This is a genomic window from Natrialba chahannaoensis JCM 10990 (genome assembly GCF_000337135.1).
GTDB lineage: Archaea > Halobacteriota > Halobacteria > Halobacteriales > Natrialbaceae > Natrialba > Natrialba chahannaoensis.
In genome coordinates, this window is the sequence record NZ_AOIN01000035.1 from 1 (window position 1) to 16,080 (window position 16,080).

The following is a 16,080-nucleotide window of genomic DNA, read 5'->3' on the forward strand; positions in this document are numbered from 1 at the left end:
AAGCTACTGCGGAAACCAGGGAGAGAAGCGCTCAAACACGCTATCAAAGCCACACTGTGAAATCAACAAAGTGCTACACAAGAGCGTTTTTGTTTATTTAATGCCAGCGGTACAGACCGTGTTTTCCGTCTTGTGTCACTTGTTGGCAATTCTAACAAATTCCTAAAATTCACCACTTCATCTGATTTTTTGACGACTCTCACATCCTCTTTAGAGGCCATCGGTACAATCATTTCTTCATAATTCTCTGTAAATTCATAACTGGGGCCATAACATGCAACTGTGTTTGGAATTAGGTCGCAATCAAATGTAATCCCCATCTCGCTATAATGTATTGTACCCAACTCTTCTGTTTCAATGTCTTTTTCGGCTGCACTCAGTCCTACACCAGCGATATTAGATACGCCGACTAATACAGTTGATTGCAGTATATCTCGCCTATCTATTTTGGCTCTCATCATACAAATGTAGCTACTATTAATCAGGTAATAATACTTTCGGTATTGTTATGGTATCCTCAGAAGTAGATTATTTGTTGTTCAGAACTGCCGCTGTGAAGACGTAGCGACAGGAGTGATTCATCAACACCTCTCGGCTATATTCTCCCCAAACGATTTTAATATTGGAGACAGATATTCAAATCAAATAGCCGGGTCGCTAGTACGAGGACCTTTAATGTCTGAACTCCGGACTGAATCGTAATCAAGTATGGTGGCTGTCGAGAGTGTTTGCGGTATCACCACAAGGATTGTGGGTGATGGTTCAACGACAAGCATAATATTAATGCTCGCGCACGCGGAGATGAGCCCAGTAAGCTGTTATTCGTGTTCTACTTGTTACTCTGATTTGGCACGAGTATCTGCCAGTTAGAAGCTGGAATCGATGCTTCGTACAAACGCTGCAGCGGAGCGTTGAGCGGTTTGCCAGAACACTTGGCGCATCTCGAACTAATCATGTTAACCTGGTTGTGGTCAATGAGTTCCTCTGCGTTGGTAAGGCAGATTGCGAGTATAACTAATCGTTGGGTTCATATGTTCTTTCGAAACGTCGACGAAGGATTATGACGAAGACAAACCACCGCTGTTCATCCACGTCGAGCGAGGCAGCGATCGGTGACACATTGTTCCCTCAAAACCTGCTGGCAAATCAACCGTGCGGCTCTTCGTCGACAGCTACGGGGTGAAGTCGCTGACGGTCTACCCCGAAGATTTCGTACTTACGATCTACTAAGAGAAAATACAGACCATCTGAAAGAAGCAGTTAGTTACGTGGAAGGCAAATGCGTCGACGGAACCGTACACGTGAATACATACGAGAGTCGTATCGAGGAGTTTGAGAAATAAACTTACAGCTAGTCTTTGACTTTCCACTTTCACCGTAGAATCCTACGCAAGCCTGGCTAAGAATCTCTGAAAGGTTATGTTTGGGTTGTTCTCCCACTCAGTATCAGTACCTTTCACAAGAGTGTTGTTTCACAAGCAAGGAATAAAAAGATGCTAATATGGCTTCTGAGATGGAAAACATAATCGTTTGAGTAATTTAAAAATCATGGGCATTAATCACAAACCATTCTGATAGAAATATTGGTGGTATTTATAATGAGAAAGTATTTATAATCAAGGAAATTAATAATTTCTAGAAAATGGATAATGAGAAGTCTCAACCCCTCGGTCAATCGGTCGCCCGATTTCACTTGATCCCCGTTTTAAAGACAATTTTATATTCAATCACCATTCCTAATGGGTTAATTGTTGGTGTTGTGGGCTTTTCATACATACTGAGTATGCTTGGTATCCAGATTTTCGACCTATTTGCAGAAGGTGTCGCTGCTGGATTTCTTATGTTGTGGGTAGCCCTATTGATAGGTGGTCTCTGTGGATCGGCTGCCGCTGGATGGATCACTGCAAAGCGATACGGAACTACGACTCCGCTTCTGCTAATTGTCCCCTTTGGATTGGTTGCATTTCCACTCTATTTTTTTCAACCGTGGGAGGGGATCCCACCGCTGGGAAGTATTGCGGTCACGCTAATCGTGCCGCTCTTCATTGGTACTGTCGGAGCAATCGCAGGAGTCCTCATTAGTGCTGCAATGAAGTAAGAATCTTTTTCGTTCGCTCTCCTGTAGGAGATTGTTGATACTGTTCCGCTAGTCGTTATATCATCCACCTCCAAGTAGAACATACCTTCCAGTCGTATTGTGGTTGGTGAGCAATGGTGCTACCTATATATCGATTATTTGACCATTCTCGATGGGGGGATCTAGGATAGTCCTTGGTCTGGTATCAAGCCCGAGGTGGCGATTCCAACGATACTGTTTGTCGGGGGCAATATAACAGAAATACCCTGTCCAACAATACCATCTATATCGTGTTACAATAGCAACACACTAAATCACACACCACGCTGCCCAACCAACTTACGGACGTTCTCACAACGATAGACAGTCACGAGCAGTTATGGGTCCATCCGTGGTCGACGCCTACCACATGAGCAACTCGAGTTCGACGACGAGGACGATCACGCGCCGTGGCGCTATCGGTACGCTTGCGGTCGGCCTGGCGGGACTGGCCGGCTGTATGAGCAGCGGGGACACGGACGAGCCGTCGGGCAACGGGTCTGACGACGGCGATTCGAACGGTCACGACGGCAACGGTGAGGCTAACGGCGAGGAAGGCTTCGAGCGCGAAATTCCTGACCGTGACATCGAGGCTGACTGGGACGAGGCCGCCGCCTTCCGGACCTGGCTCACCGACGCGGACCCGTTCAACGGTGGCAACCGCCGCTTCGACTACACCGAGGCGTTCCCCGAGGGAACCGACTTCGAGGGCATCTTCCCCGACTACTTCGAGGTCTCGTCGGAGACCGTCGATGCGCACCTGATCCAGTCGCTCACGCAGGTCTTTTTCGGTTCGTTCGATCAGGACGCCATCCTCGCGGGCGTCGAGGACGACGACGAGTACGAGTTCGTCGAGGAGTACGAGGGGTTCGCGGTCATCGACGCACCGATCCCGAACACCGCTGGCCGGCGCGACATCGCCGTCGGCGAGTCGGCTATCGTCATCGGCCCGGATTACGAGGAGCGGATCGATGCCCACCGTGGCAGCCACGACCGCCTGGAGGACATCGACCAGGAGTTCACCCACCTCTTCCGGCAGTTCCCCCACAGGACGACGCTCACCGGGGAGTACAACGCACCCGAAGGGAGCGACGTCTCGCTCGACGAGATCTACATCTGGGGCGTCTCGAGTGAGTCGCCGATGGCGGACACCATGACCTGGGTGTTCATCCTGGAGGAAGGTACCGAGCCGACCGATGAAATCGTGGCCGAACTCGAGGGCATCTCGGATGACGTCCACGACACCGAGGTTGAGGGGCGGACGGTGACGATTACCGGCGGTGCACCGAACGTCTCGCCCGGGTCCGACGAGTAGGCGCTCAGACTGACGGGGACACGTTCAGCGGAGTCGCGTGAGTGTGGAGAAAAGACGGCTTTCTGGTTTCGGGCTTCAGTGCTGGCCGTTCAGCGTGATGTAATCGACGCCGATGATCCGCTCATCATCGTTGAGTTCGTCTTTCGCTGCGTCGGGGACCTGGCTGTCAACGTTGTACACCGTCAGCGCTTCGCCGCCGATCGTTTCGCGAGCGTTGAACATCCCAGCGATGTTGACACCGTGTTTGCCCATTACGGTCCCGATGAGGCCGATAACGCCCGGCTCGTCCGTGTTGCGCGTGACGACCATCTTCCCGTGTGGGATCGCATCGACACGGTAGCCGTCGACGCGGACGATACGTGGGTCGTCGCCCGCGAAGAGCGTTCCGTCGACGGTGATCGAATCGTCGTCGTTGCTGACAGTCACCGAGATCAGGCTCTGGAAGTCCGCAGCCTGGCGGGTCTTCGACTCCGTTACGTCGACGCCGCGGTCTTCGGCGATCTGTGGCGCGTTGACCGCGTTGACCTGCCACTCGAGTGGCTCGAAGACCCCCTTCAGTGCCGAGGCAGTGACGAACTCGATGTCTTCGTCTGCGATGTCGCCCTCGTAGGTGACTTCGATGTTCTCGATGCGGCCATTGAGGAGTTGGGCGGCGACCTTGCCGCCGGTCTCGGCGATTTCGATGTACGGCTCGAGACGCGGGAAGGCACTCTCGTCGATCGAGGGCGCGTTGAGCGCGTTCGCGACCGGCTCTTCGGCGAGTGCGGCGTTGACCTGCTCGGCCGTCGAGGTCGCGACGTTCTCCTGGGCTGCTTCCGTCGAGGCACCGAGGTGGGGCGTGACGATGATGTCGTCGTGTTCGAGCAGCGGCGAGTCGGCGGCGAGCGGTTCCTCGGCGAAAACGTCGAGTGCCGCACCGGAGACGGTGCCGTCCTCGACTTTGGCGGCGAGTGCGTCCTCCTGAATGATGCCGCCGCGGCCGACGTTGACCACGTAGCCGCCTTCCAGCAGGTCGAGTTCGTCGGGACCAATCATCCCCTCCGTTTCGGGGGTCAGCGGCGTGTGGATAGTGAGGAAGTCGGCACGGGCGAGACAGTCCTCGAAGTCGACGAGTTCGGCACCGAGGCGGTCGGCACGCTCCTCGGAGATGTAGGGGTCGAAGGCGACGATGTCCATGCCGAGCGAATCGAGCTTTTTGGCGACCTCCTGGCCGACACGGCCGAGGCCGACGACGCCCAGCGTCTTGCTGTCGAGTTCGGCACCGAGATACTCGCTTTTGGCCCACTCGCCGTCCTTCAGACGGATGTGGGCCTGTGGAATCGAGCGCGCGGCGGCGAACGTCATTGCGACGGTGTGCTCTGCGGCCGCGCGAACGTTTCCTTCCGGTGCGTTGGCGACGATCACGCCGTTGTCGGTTGCAGCCTCGATGTCGATGTTGTCGACGCCGATCCCAGCACGGCCGACGATGACCAGGTCTTCGGCGGCTTCGAGTACGTCGTCGGTGACCTCCGTCCCGGAGCGGACGATAAGCCCGTTGGCGGTAGACACTGCCTCAAGGAGATCCTCGCCCTCAAGTTCGTAGCCCGTTTCGACGTCGTGGCCGGCGTCTCTGAGTACGTCAAGACCCGCGTCCGCGATGGGGTCCGTGACGAGCACGTTCATGCGCGAGACAATCGCGCGCAGCAGGTAAACCCTTCCGTTGTCGCCACGGGTGGCAAAAACTACCTTGTCGGCGCTGGCTGGCGATTTTGCGGTTCCATCGCGCACCCGCCTTCCAACTCATCCTCTTCGTTCCACTACTGTGAACTGTGTTCGAGCCGCGGCACTGCCTCAACCAGCGCGGCTGTCTCGGGATGACTCGGATCCACGAGTACCCGTTCGGTCGGCCCCGCCTCGACCACCTCGCCGTTCGAAAGGACGACGACCCGATCCGAGACGTGCTCGACCACGTCCAGATCGTGAGAGATCAACAGGTACGTCAACTCGAGTTCCCGCTGCAGTTCCAACAACAGGTTGAGAATCCGCGCCTGCACCGAGACGTCGAGCGCCGAGACGGGCTCGTCGAGAACGACCAGGCGCGGATCGAGTGCGATTGCCCGTGCAATCGCAACGCGCTGGAGCTGCCCGCCCGAGAGCTCGTGGGGATACCGCTCGGCGTGGCGCTCCGAGAGCCCGACCGACTCGAGTAACTCGCTGACGCGGTCGCGCCGTCGCTGTTCGTCCCAGCCGTTCGCGTGCAAGGGTTCGGCGATCACTTGCGCGACCGGCAGCCGTGGGTTGAGACTCGAACGGGGGTTCTGGAAGACGACGCCCACGTCGCGGAGGGTGGCTGCCGTGCGTGTTTCGGCTGCGCCGACGAGGGTGCCGTCGAACCGAACTGCACCGCTCGTGGGTGTTTCGAGCCCCGTCACCAGATTCGCGAGGGTGGACTTGCCGCTCCCGCTCTCGCCGACGAGCCCCAGCGTTTCGCCAGCCGCAATCTCGAGTGTCACGTCGTCGACGGCCTGCAGGTTCCGGTCGGTTCCGAGAAGACGCCTGAGCAGCCCGCCCGCCTGCTGGTACCGTTTGGAGACGCCCTCGAGAGAGACGAGCGAGTCAGTGCCGGCGTTCGTTCTCGGCGGCGGGTTCGCTGTTCTGGCGCTAGCTGTGGCCGAGGCGGTACTCGAGTCACCCCCGCCGCACTGGGTCTCTCCGTTCCCGTACACCAGACCTGATCCACCATCGTCGTCGGACTCACCGAACACGACGCCCTCGCGACACCGAACCGTTCCGTCGTCGCGTTCGAACGTCGGCGGCTCTCCCTCTTGACAGGTGTCGACCGCCGCCGGACACCGCGGCGCGAACGGACAGCCCGGCTGCTCGCCGAGGCGCTCCGGCACCGTCCCCTCAATTGTCGGCACTCGTCGCTTTCTCGCCGCCTGACTGGTCCGGCACTCGAGTAGCGCTCTCGTGTAGGGGTGGTGTGGCTCTGCGAGCACGCGGTCGGTCGGGCCGGTTTCCATCACCTGGCCGGCGTAGAGTACGACGACGCGGTCGCAGATGTCGGCGACGACGCCGAGGTCGTGGGTGATGAGCAGGGTGGCCATGTTGCGCTCGTCGGTGAGCCGTCGGAGGCGATCCAGCAGTTGCGCTTGCGTCGTCGTATCGAGCGCGGTCGTGGGTTCGTCGGCGATCAGCAGGTCGGGGTCGGAGGCGAGCGCGATAGCCAGGCCGGCGCGCTGGCGCATTCCGCCGGAGAATTCGTGGGGATAGTCGTCGACACGGTCGGCGGGATCGTCGATACCGACCTGGTCCATCAGTTCGACGGCGCGCTCGCGGTGGTCTCGCCAGTCCGATCGGCTGGCGAACAGCGGCGCGTGCAGGTAGTCGAGCAGGCGTTGTTGCTCCGGCTGGTCGTGGACCTTGAGCGATTCAGCGATCTGTTCGCCGACATCGAACGCGGGGTTCAGCGTCTGATCGGGGTCCTGAAACACCATCGAGACGGTGTCACCGCGTAGCTGTCTGCGGGCTCGATCGTCCGCCTCGTGGACGTTCACGCCGTCGATATGGACGGTGCCGCCGACGACCTCGCCGGGTTCCTGCAGCCCGATGATCGAGCGGGCCGTGACGGACTTACCACAGCCGCTCTCGCCGACGATCCCGACGGTTTCGCCCGGTTCGACGCTGAACGAGACACCGTCGACCGCGCGGACGGGGCCGTCGTGCGTTCCGAACTGTACCTGCAGATTCTCGACGGCGAGGAGGCTCGTCACCTCGTCGTCGGGGGTGGCTGCGTCGTCAGGACCGTACTCGAGTGTGGGTGGTGTCGTGGTCATCTGGGTCTGTGGGTGGTGTGGTAGTCACGTCGGTTTCTCAAGCGTTGTCTCGTGATTCGGGTCAAGCATGTCGCGCAGGCCGTCGCCGAGCAGGGTAAACCCGAGCACGGTGCACATGATGACGACGCCGGGAACGTTCGCGATCCACCAGGCGGTACGGAGGTGGTGACGGCCGTCGGCGAGCATCGTCCCCCACTCGGGGGTCGGTGGCTGTGCGCCGAGGCCGATGAACGAGAGGCCGGCGGTGCCGAGGATGACCGTCCCCATGTTCAGCGTTGCGAGGACGACTACCGGGCCGGCGACGTTCGGCAGGAGGTGTCGCGTCGCGATCCGAAACCGGGAGACGTTCATCAGCCGTGCGGCGCGCACGAAGTCACGCTCTTTCGTCGCGAGCACAGTCCCACGGACGAGCCGCGCGTAGGAAGCCCAGCCGACGACGGCGAGTGCGAGCATCACGTTCCGCAGACTCGGGCCGAGGATGCCGGCGATCACGAGCGCGAGGACGAGTCCGGGGAAGGCGAGCTGGATATCGACGAGCCGCATCAGCGCCTCATCGACCCAGCCACCGGCGTAGCCTGCGAGCAGGCCGATCGTCGTCCCCAGCACGAGCCGGATCCCAGTGACGGCGACGGCGATGCCGAGTGAAAGCCGCGCACCGTAGAGGATCCGTGAGAGTATATCGCGGCCGAGCTGGTCGGTGCCGAAGGGATGGGCCAGCGAGGGCCCCTGCAGGCGATTCGCGAGATCTTGCGTCGCCGGATCGTATGGCGCAACGAGGGGCCCGATGATCGCGGCGATCGTGATCGCCGTCACGATACTCAGCCCCGCGACGTTGAGCGGGTTCGCACAGAACGTCGCCAGTGTTCGCGACGTTCGGAGGGCGCGATACCGGCGACCGATCGCGCCTGCGATGGACTCGAGTACGACGCTCACGCGGGGTCACCTCCGAGCTCGACGCGGGGGTCGAGGTAGCGGTAGCTCAGGTCGACGAGCAGGTTCGTTACGACGAAGGCGACCGCGGTGAAGAGGGTGATCCCCTGCACGACCGGGTAGTTGCGCTCGAAGACGGCGTCGACGAGCAGCATGCCGAGTCCGGGGCGCTGGAAGACGATCTCGATCACGACCGCGCCGTTGAGCAGCGCGCCGAGCTGGACGCCGAGGATGGTCACGACGGGGACGAGCGCGTTTCGCAGCGCGTGTTTGTAGATGACAATCCGCTCGCGCAGCCCCTTCGAGCGCGCGGTGTCGAGGTAGCCCTCGTCGAGGACTTCGAGCATTGAACTCCTGACGAGCCGGGTTAGCACGGCGGCCATGCCGGTGCCGAGCGTGATTGCAGGGAGGACGAGCTGGCTGTAGCTCCCCGCGCCGGCGACCGGGAGGACGCCGAGTGTCAGCGCGAAGACGAGGATTAGCAGGTAGCCGAGCCAGAAGTTCGGCATCGAGACGCCGATCAGTGCACCGAGTTGGCTCGCGCGGTCGATTGCTGTCCCGCGATGAACGGCGCTCAGGACGCCGGTCGGAATCGCGAGCGCGAGCGCGACGACCACCGAAGCGGCGGCGAGTTCGAGCGTTAGCGGGAGTGCGTCGAGGATGAGTCCTGTGACGGACGCGTCGCTGTAGTACGAGGTTCCCAGATCCCCGCGCAGCACGTCGGTGAGCCAGTCACCGTACTGGAGTGGCACCGGCTCGTCCATGCCCTGTTCCGCGCGGAACGCCTCGATTTCGGCCTCGGAGGGTTGGCGGTCGAGTTGCTGGCTGAGGATCACCTCGGCCGGATCGCCGGGCGTCAGAAAGAGCAACCCGTAGGTGATGATCGAGACGCCAGTGAGCACCACGAGCGATGTGCCGAACCGATGGACGAGGTAGGATGCCGTATCCATGCTACGTCGTTCGCGTCAGCTCGCCCCACTGGGCGAACTTGTCGATCGGGTGGAGGTCGAAGCCCTCGAGTTCGGCGTCCGCGGCGACGACATACTCCCGGTAGAACAGTGGGATGACGACGCCTGCATCCATAATCTCACGCTGGGCGGCGACGTACGCCTCGCGTTTCTCGTCTGGGTCGTGTGACTGGAAGCCGGTCTCGATTAGCTCGTCGACCTCGCCACCAAGGTTGTGCAGTCCCGTCCCATCGGCCTCGTACAGGTCCTTGTTCGAAATCCCCATCGTGTGGAAGTTTTCCCACATGATGTAGTCCGCCGCCGGACTGTTCGACTGCGACGTGCCGAGCTCGAGGTGGAACTCGCCGCGGTCGGTCCGGTCCCGGAGCGAGGGTCCCTCGAGTACTTCTACGTCCAGGTTCACGTTGATCTTCCCGAACTCCTCCTGGAGGATCTGGACGAGCGTGCGGCCGTCGTCCATGTCGTTCTCGACGAGGCAGCTGATTTCCTCGCCGTCGTAGGACGACTGCGAGACGAGGTCACGTGCTCGGTCACGGTCGCGCTCATAGGCCGGTAGTTCCTCGTCGGCCGCCCAGTCGATGACTGTCGAAAGCGGGCCGCGAGCGGGCTGGCCGATGTTTTCGAGAACAGTGTTGACGATTTCCTCCTGTGAGATCGCGTAGTTGAGCGCCCGTCGAAGGTCGGCATCGTCGGTCGGTTCTCGATGGATGTTGATCGAGACGAATACCGAGCCGGAGGACTGCTGGGTTTCGATACGTACGTCGTCGCGCTCGCGCAGTCCACTGATCCGGCTCGTTGCGGGCTCGTGTATGAGGTCGACCTCGCCGGCAACGAGCAGGTCGGTCCGTGTCGTCGCGTCCTCGGCGGCACGGAACGTGAGTTCAGTGGGTTCGGGAGCGCCGCCCCAGTAGTCCTCAAAGCGTTCGACGCGAAGCTGTTGGCCCTGCTCAATCTCGGCCAGCGTGAACGGGCCAGTACCGATGATTTCGGCGTCGCGGCGGTCGGCCTCGGGTGGCTGGATGTCGATCATGTTGTGTGCGATCGTTCCGGGAAATCCGGGGAACGGCTCCGTCGTCTCGAAGGAGACGGTGTAGTCGTCGATCCGATCGACGCTCCCGGGTTCGAGGTGGAGCCAGCCGTGGACGAAATCGCCGCGGTCAGTGAGGATATCCTCCTCGAAGGAGTGGACGACGTCGTCCGCGGTCATCTCCTCACCGTTGTGGAAGGTGACGCCCTCACGGAGATCGAACACCCAGGTGGTGTCGTCTGTCGCAGTCCAGTCGGTCGCCAGCCACGGCTGTGGTTGCATGCCGTCGGTCCCCCAGACCAGTGGCTCGATGACCCGCGTCCAGTACGGTGCCATCCCGCCCCAACTATCCCAGTCGTCGCCCGTTCCCGTCGGGTCCGCAGTAGGGACAATCGTAAACGTACCATCCGCTTCATCATCCAGACTGGTCTCCGCACAGCCGGCAAGCCCGGCGATTCCAGCGCCAACTCCGGCAGTAAGTAGTTGTCGACGTGTGGGTGCTGTGTCCATTGTGTTGTTAATTAGAATTAGATTTTAATAACTCTTGTTAACTAAGGGTGATGGCTAACAAGAACTCTCGTATTCGTCAATTCCCAACCGCAACCGCCGCTGATCCGATCTATATCGACTTCGTTGGTTCCCATCGTACAACCTGAGTTTATATAATGAAAATACACTTGTGAATGTTCTGGTTCACGCATCGATAGCTCCCGACGATCGTCGAGTCGAGTCGACCAGCCCCTCCCTATTCGAGTACAGCCCTTACAGACTCACATCACTCACCAGCCGGTGGCCGTCGTTGGTCGCTCCAACGTGACTGGGTCACACACGGGGCGATTCGGTACCGTGTGAAACCTGCCGTGAACCTGAACTGGTTTATCCGGCCGCCCACAATCGGCGAGCGATGACAGTCGTCGCTTTCGACTTCGACGGGACCCTTTCGGACTCCGAGATGACGGTGTTACTCGGCGAGCGTTGCAGTGTCGCCGACGAGATGGCCGAAATCACCGACCGCGCGATGAACAACGAGATCGGCTACGCCGAGAGCCTCCGGGAACGAGCGGCTCTCCTCGAGGGCTTGCCGGAATCCGATGCGTCCGCTGCCTACGGTCAGGTGGAACTCCGACCGGACGCTGCGGACCTGATCGAGACGCTCAACACCGCTGGTGTCACGACCGCCATTCTGACGGGCGGCTTCGAACGCGGCGTCGCGGCCGCACTCGAGCGCGAGGGTGTCACCGTCGACCACATCGTGTCGAATCGTCTCCCACTGGCGGACGGCGAACTCACCGGCGATGTCAATGGCCCACTAATCGAGGGTACCAAGGACGACGCACTCGAGTCGCTCGCCAACGACGTCGGTGCCGAGCTCGAGGAGACCGTCGCCATTGGTGACGGCGCAAACGACCTTCCGATGCTCGAGGTCGCCGGCCTCGCGATCGGTTTCGAGCCGAAACCAGCTGTTGAACCACACTGTGACGTCGTCGTTTCCTCGATGGCCGAGGCACGCGAGGTACTCGAGTCCAACGCCGTACTCGAGTAACTGACACGGACAGACTATTGGTGACCGAACGGAGCGTGTGACGTTCCCGTATTCCCGACTATCCAGCGTAGGAGGCTATTTCTCGACCGAGCGAGTTTTAACTCACAATCGAGTAATCGGATTCGATGATGTGGCAAGACTTCGTGTTCATGATTGGCAGCGGTCTCTCGGTGGTCTTTCTCGGCCCGACGCTGGCTAACGCGAGCGCTCGTGTGCCGCTCGGAACGAGTATCCCCTCGATGGCGATCGGCTACGTCTACACGTTCACGTTTCTGACGCTCGGAATGACGTTTTCGGCGCTCGGTACGTTCACAGCCGGGACGATGTGGGCCCTGATTACGATGTTCCGCTCTCCGCCTGCCCGGCGGTTCATGCGTGCGACCGGCCTCGACCTGCTCGGTAGCGACCTCCGACGGTGGCTGGCGCGACGGCGACCGGGCCGCAGCGTTGCTGACCAGTACGTTCGATTCGATGGCGGACAGGACGGCCCGTCCTCGCGGCAGGGGCATGTGAACACGGCCGACTGACGCGTCGCTTTTGTTGACAATAGTAGTACGGTGGTACGTTTGCTCGACTCCACTGCTGTGTGCAAGAAACCGGATTCGAACTGGTGGTCGCTGTCAGCGCTTACGGTAGTCCGTTCTCGATCAACTGGGTGACATCGTCGATCTCGCCCCAGTAGGTCACTTCGACGGTGTCTCCATCCTGTTCAACGTCGATTTTACGGAGTTCGGACTGTAGATCGTCGTCGGCCATCGATCCGCTCGCGATGGAAATCCCACCATCGATGACGTCTGCAACGTCAAGTGCCTCGTCCTCTCCCGTCGTGTGCAGAGTCGTCTCGAACCCGGCCTCGCCGTCGTCCGTGTCGTAGACGCTCGTCAGAACCTCGACGTTGTAGAACGCCTCGAAGTCGATGTCGTCGGGCGCGCTTGGATCATCGGTCGGGACCGTCGACTTCGGAAGCGTCGTCGCCAGCGTCACGTGACCGTCGCGTGTCTCGTCATAGGCATCACGGATATCGCCGGAAAGCGCTTCTTCATCGCCGTACTCAACGGCGAGCGACGCTTCAACCGTATCCTGGCTGCCGAAGACGAACGTCCCATCGCCGAGCTCACCGATGTGCATCTCTGTGCTCTGTCTGGATTCTGATTCCGGCTCGTAGTGGACGGTCTCGCCGTCGAACTCGCGTTCCTCGTACGGTGTTTCTTCAGTATCCTCTGCTGCGCTAACGACCTCGTCGGTGGTCCAGTCGCTCTGGACGATAATCCCGCTGTCATCCCACGGATTATCATCGAACGAGGTGAATAGCAAGAGTTCGTCTGCGTCTTCGAGCTCAAGTCCAGTCTCCGCCTCAAACTCAGAGACGATGTCCTCCTGGTCGTTCGTGTCGTCGCTCTCTCCGTCGGCCATCGAATCGACCAGTTGCTGATGATCGTCATCGGCCAGCATGGCCATGTCGATGTGAATGAGTGTGTCGGTGTCCGATGGCACGTATTCGGCTGGATCGGTCCCGTCACCGCTTAGCGCGCCGAGACAGCCCGCCATCAGCATGAGGGCGACAACGACGCCAACCAGTGCAAATTGTCTTGAGACGAGTCGTTCGGCGGTGCCGGATTCGTGTGTCTGTCTCCTGGTGTGTGTGTCCCTAGTAGTCATCTACGACTACACGACCGAACATAATATATAAAAAAGTACGAGGTTCACGGCTTCTAACTGCTTGGTGGCGAACTCTCATTCGGAGAATAGACTCGTGTGAACTGGCGCGAACGACTCCGACTCGCCCATCGTCTCGTCCCCATCCGCTGTGTCCGTGATCGTCCGACCGGAGAGCCCCTCCTCGAGTACGGTCGACAGCGGCGGACCGACCTTCTCCGGTTCGACGAGAAAGGCGTCGTGGCCGTGGTCGGATTCGACGACGTGGTGGGCGACGTCGACGCCAGCCTCGCGGCAGGCCTCGGCGACCGCTTCTGACTGTTCGACGGTGAAGTGCCAGTCGCCGGTGAACGACAGCAAGAGGAGTTCGCCCTCGAAGGCGGCGAGTGCGGCCGCGTCGGACTCGTATCCCGTCGAGAGATCGAAGTCGTCCATCGCGCGCGTGAGGTACAGGTAGCTGTTCGCGTCGAAGCGGTCGGTGAACTTCTCGGCCTGGTAGTCGAGGTAGGATTCGACTTCGCGGTAGGGGAAAAACGACGCTGCAGGGTCCGGTGATTCCTCGCGGATCGTCTCACGACCTGCCGAGCGCCGGCCGAACTTCTGGGCCATCGAGGCCTTCGAGAGGTACATGATGTGGCCAATCTGGCGAGCGTGTGCGAGGCCGTCCTCGGGCTCCGGCCCGCCATAGTAGTGGCCGCCGTTCCAGTTCGGATCGCTCGTGATCGCCCGGCGGGCGACCGTATCCAGTGCGAGACACTGTGCATCGAGTCTCGCTGCCGTGGCGACGGCCGCCGCGCGCTCGACATCGTCGGGGTAGCGCGAGAGCCAGTCGAGGACGTTCATCCCGCCGACGCTGCCGCCGATGAGGGTGTGCAGTCGCCCGACGCCGAGTTCGTCGAGCAGTCGACGTTGTGCGCGCGTCCAGTCTCCGATCGTGACAGGCGGAAAGTCGGTGCCGTAGGGTTCGCCGGTTTCGGGATTCGTACTCGAGGGGCCCGTCGTCCCGTAGCAGGAGCCGGGAACGTTCGCGCAGACGACGTAGTACTCGGTGGTGTCGACCGCCTTTCCGGGACCGACGACGTCGCCCCACCAGGCGCGGGCCTGTCCCGCGGTGTCGTCGCCGGCGTCGGGGCGGCGGGCGACGTGTGCGCTGCCGGTCAGGGCGTGACAGACCAGCACGGCGTTATCGCCGGTGAACTCGCCGTACGTCTCGTAGGCTACCTCGAGATTCGGGATCGACTCGCCGCACTCGAAGGTGAACTCGCCGAGCGACTGCACGTCGGTCGTCGTCATGTGCGTTCGTCGCCCTCCGTTGCCGTCCGTGTCGCGGTTTCAATCGCCTGCTCCAGATCGGCCAGAATGTCCGCGGGATTCTCGATGCCGACCGACATGCGGATCAGATCCGGCGTGACGCCGGCCTCTTCCTGCTCTTCAGGAGTAAGCTGGCCGTGAGTCGTACTCGCGGGGTGGATCACCAGCGTCTTCGCGTCGCCGATGTTCGCTAAGAACTGGGCGACTTCGACACTCTCGCAGAACGTTTTCCCACCGGCGTAGCCGGTTTCGAGGCCGAACGCGACCATCCCGCTGTAGTCGTCCAGGTAACGCGCGGCGTTGTCGTGGGTTGGATGTGACTCGAGTCCGGGTTGGGTGACCCAGGCCACATCTTCGTGCTCGGCCAGGTACTCCGCGACGATAGCCGCGTTCTCACAGTGTTTGTCCATCCGCAGCGGGAGGGACTCGAGTCCCTGTAGCGTCTGCCAGGCGTCGAACGGTGACTGCTGGTTGCCGAGGGTACGAAGCGAACGGAAGCGAGCGGCGGCGGCGAACGGTGCCTCGGGGAAGTCTTGCGAGAAGTCAACGTCGTGGTAGGCGTGGTTCTGTCCGGCAATTTCGTCGTAGCCGTGCTCGCCCCACGGGAACGTGCCGCCGTCGACGAGTACGCCGCCGACGGTCGTCCCCGAGCCGTGGAGCCACTTCGTCGTCGACTCCCAGACCACGTCGGCCCCGTGCTCGAGTGGCCGACAGAGCGCCGGTGTCGCGAACGTGTTGTCCACGACCAGCGGAACGCCGTGCTCGTGGGCGACCTCGGCCACGCGCTCGAAATCCGGCGTGACGAGCGAGGGGTTGCCGATCGTCTCGACGTGGACGAAGGCGGTGTCCTCGTCGATGGCGTCCTCGTAGGCGTCGTACTCGAGTGTCGGCACGAATCTGGGTTCGATATCGCGTCGGGTTGCGGTCTTCGCAAAGTAGGCCGTCGTCCCGCCGTAGGTGTCGGTCGAGCAGACGACGTTGTCGCCCGCCTCGGCGAGGAGCAGGGTGGCCGAGTCGAGTGCGGCCATACCACTGCCCGTCGCGACCGCTCCTGCGCCGTTCTCGAGGGAGGTGAGTCGATTCTCGAGCATTTCGACGGTGGGATTGCTGATTCGAGAGTAGATGTAGCCGTCGTCCGCCAGCGCGTAGCGCTCGGCGGCGGTGTCCGCGTCGGGGAAGGTGTAGGATGTCGTCTGATAGATCGGCGGGGCGCGCGCACCAGTAGCCGGATCGGCTCGCTGGCCGGCGTGAACGCTCCGTGTGCCGAATTCCGCCGTCTCGAACTCGGCGTTGGTCCCGTCGATCGCGTCGTCGCTCATGTTCAGTACGCATATAACTCCAGGCACATATGCACCTCAGTAACGGCAAAAACCGCTGTCTGTGACTCGTGGTGACACAC

The 16,080-nt window shown here is 60.8% G+C and carries 13 protein-coding genes; 4 read left to right on the forward strand and 9 right to left on the reverse strand.

The window, feature by feature from the left end; all coding sequences use genetic code 11:
* Positions 1-62: 62 nt before the first annotated feature.
* Entirely contained in the window at positions 63-461 is a 399-nt protein-coding gene (locus C482_RS20280; protein ID WP_241431881.1) for a hypothetical protein, read from the reverse strand.
* 1,181 nt (positions 462-1,642) lie between these two features.
* Between C482_RS20280 and C482_RS04255 the strand changes: the two genes are divergently transcribed.
* A complete protein-coding gene (locus C482_RS04255; protein ID WP_006166243.1) occupies positions 1,643-2,098 on the forward strand; it encodes a hypothetical protein in 456 nt (151 codons plus the stop codon).
* 358 nt (positions 2,099-2,456) lie between these two features.
* Positions 2,457-3,431 (forward strand): hypothetical protein, encoded by a 975-nt coding sequence (locus tag C482_RS04260; RefSeq protein ID WP_006166244.1) that lies wholly within the window; start codon positions 2,457-2,459, stop codon positions 3,429-3,431.
* Positions 3,432-3,506: 75 nt separating this feature from the next.
* Here C482_RS04260 and serA read toward each other — a convergent pair whose 3' ends face one another.
* From serA to C482_RS04285, 5 genes are all read right to left on the reverse strand, one after another.
* The gene (gene serA / locus C482_RS04265; RefSeq protein WP_006166245.1) at positions 3,507-5,093 is read right to left on the reverse strand and encodes a phosphoglycerate dehydrogenase; all 1,587 of its coding nucleotides are present in this window, start codon (positions 5,091-5,093) and stop codon (positions 3,507-3,509) included.
* A gap of 134 nt (positions 5,094-5,227) precedes the next feature.
* Positions 5,228-7,246 carry an ABC transporter ATP-binding protein gene (locus tag C482_RS04270; protein WP_006166246.1) on the reverse strand — a complete coding sequence of 673 codons (2,019 nt, stop codon included), beginning with the start codon at positions 7,244-7,246 and terminating at the stop codon, positions 5,228-5,230.
* 24 nt (positions 7,247-7,270) lie between these two features.
* Positions 7,271-8,179: a nickel transporter permease gene (gene nikC, locus C482_RS04275; RefSeq protein WP_006166247.1), complete on the reverse strand. Its 909-nt coding sequence runs from the start codon at positions 8,177-8,179 to the stop codon at positions 7,271-7,273.
* The gene (nikB, locus tag C482_RS04280) at positions 8,176-9,126 is read right to left on the reverse strand and encodes a nickel ABC transporter permease (RefSeq protein WP_006166248.1); all 951 of its coding nucleotides are present in this window, start codon (positions 9,124-9,126) and stop codon (positions 8,176-8,178) included. Before nikB ends, nikC begins: the two co-directional genes overlap by 4 nt.
* Position 9,127: 1 nt before the next feature.
* On the reverse strand, positions 9,128-10,681 hold the full coding sequence (locus C482_RS04285) for an ABC transporter substrate-binding protein (protein WP_006166249.1): 1,554 nt from the start codon (positions 10,679-10,681) through the stop codon (positions 9,128-9,130).
* A 394-nt stretch (positions 10,682-11,075) separates the two neighbouring features.
* On the opposite strand from C482_RS04285, the gene serB reads away from it, so the two are divergent.
* Together serB and C482_RS04295 are read left to right on the forward strand one after the other, a co-directional pair.
* On the forward strand, positions 11,076-11,714 hold the full coding sequence (gene serB / locus C482_RS04290) for a phosphoserine phosphatase SerB (protein ID WP_006166250.1): 639 nt from the start codon (positions 11,076-11,078) through the stop codon (positions 11,712-11,714).
* Positions 11,715-11,839: 125 nt separating this feature from the next.
* A complete protein-coding gene (locus C482_RS04295; protein WP_006166251.1) occupies positions 11,840-12,241 on the forward strand; it encodes a hypothetical protein in 402 nt (133 codons plus the stop codon).
* Positions 12,242-12,341: 100 nt separating this feature from the next.
* Here the strand turns inward: C482_RS04295 and C482_RS04300 are convergent, their stop codons facing one another.
* The 3 genes from C482_RS04300 to C482_RS04310 all read right to left on the reverse strand — a co-directional run bounded on the left by C482_RS04300 (position 12,342) and on the right by C482_RS04310 (position 16,000).
* A complete protein-coding gene (locus C482_RS04300; protein WP_049896479.1) occupies positions 12,342-13,373 on the reverse strand; it encodes a hypothetical protein in 1,032 nt (343 codons plus the stop codon).
* A 75-nt stretch (positions 13,374-13,448) separates the two neighbouring features.
* The gene (gene metX / locus C482_RS04305) at positions 13,449-14,663 is read right to left on the reverse strand and encodes a homoserine O-acetyltransferase MetX (protein ID WP_006166253.1); all 1,215 of its coding nucleotides are present in this window, start codon (positions 14,661-14,663) and stop codon (positions 13,449-13,451) included.
* Positions 14,660-16,000, reverse strand: a complete 1,341-nt coding sequence (locus C482_RS04310; RefSeq protein WP_006166254.1) for an O-acetylhomoserine aminocarboxypropyltransferase/cysteine synthase family protein — start codon at positions 15,998-16,000, stop codon at positions 14,660-14,662. Before C482_RS04310 ends, metX begins: the two co-directional genes overlap by 4 nt.
* Positions 16,001-16,080 lie beyond the last annotated feature (80 nt).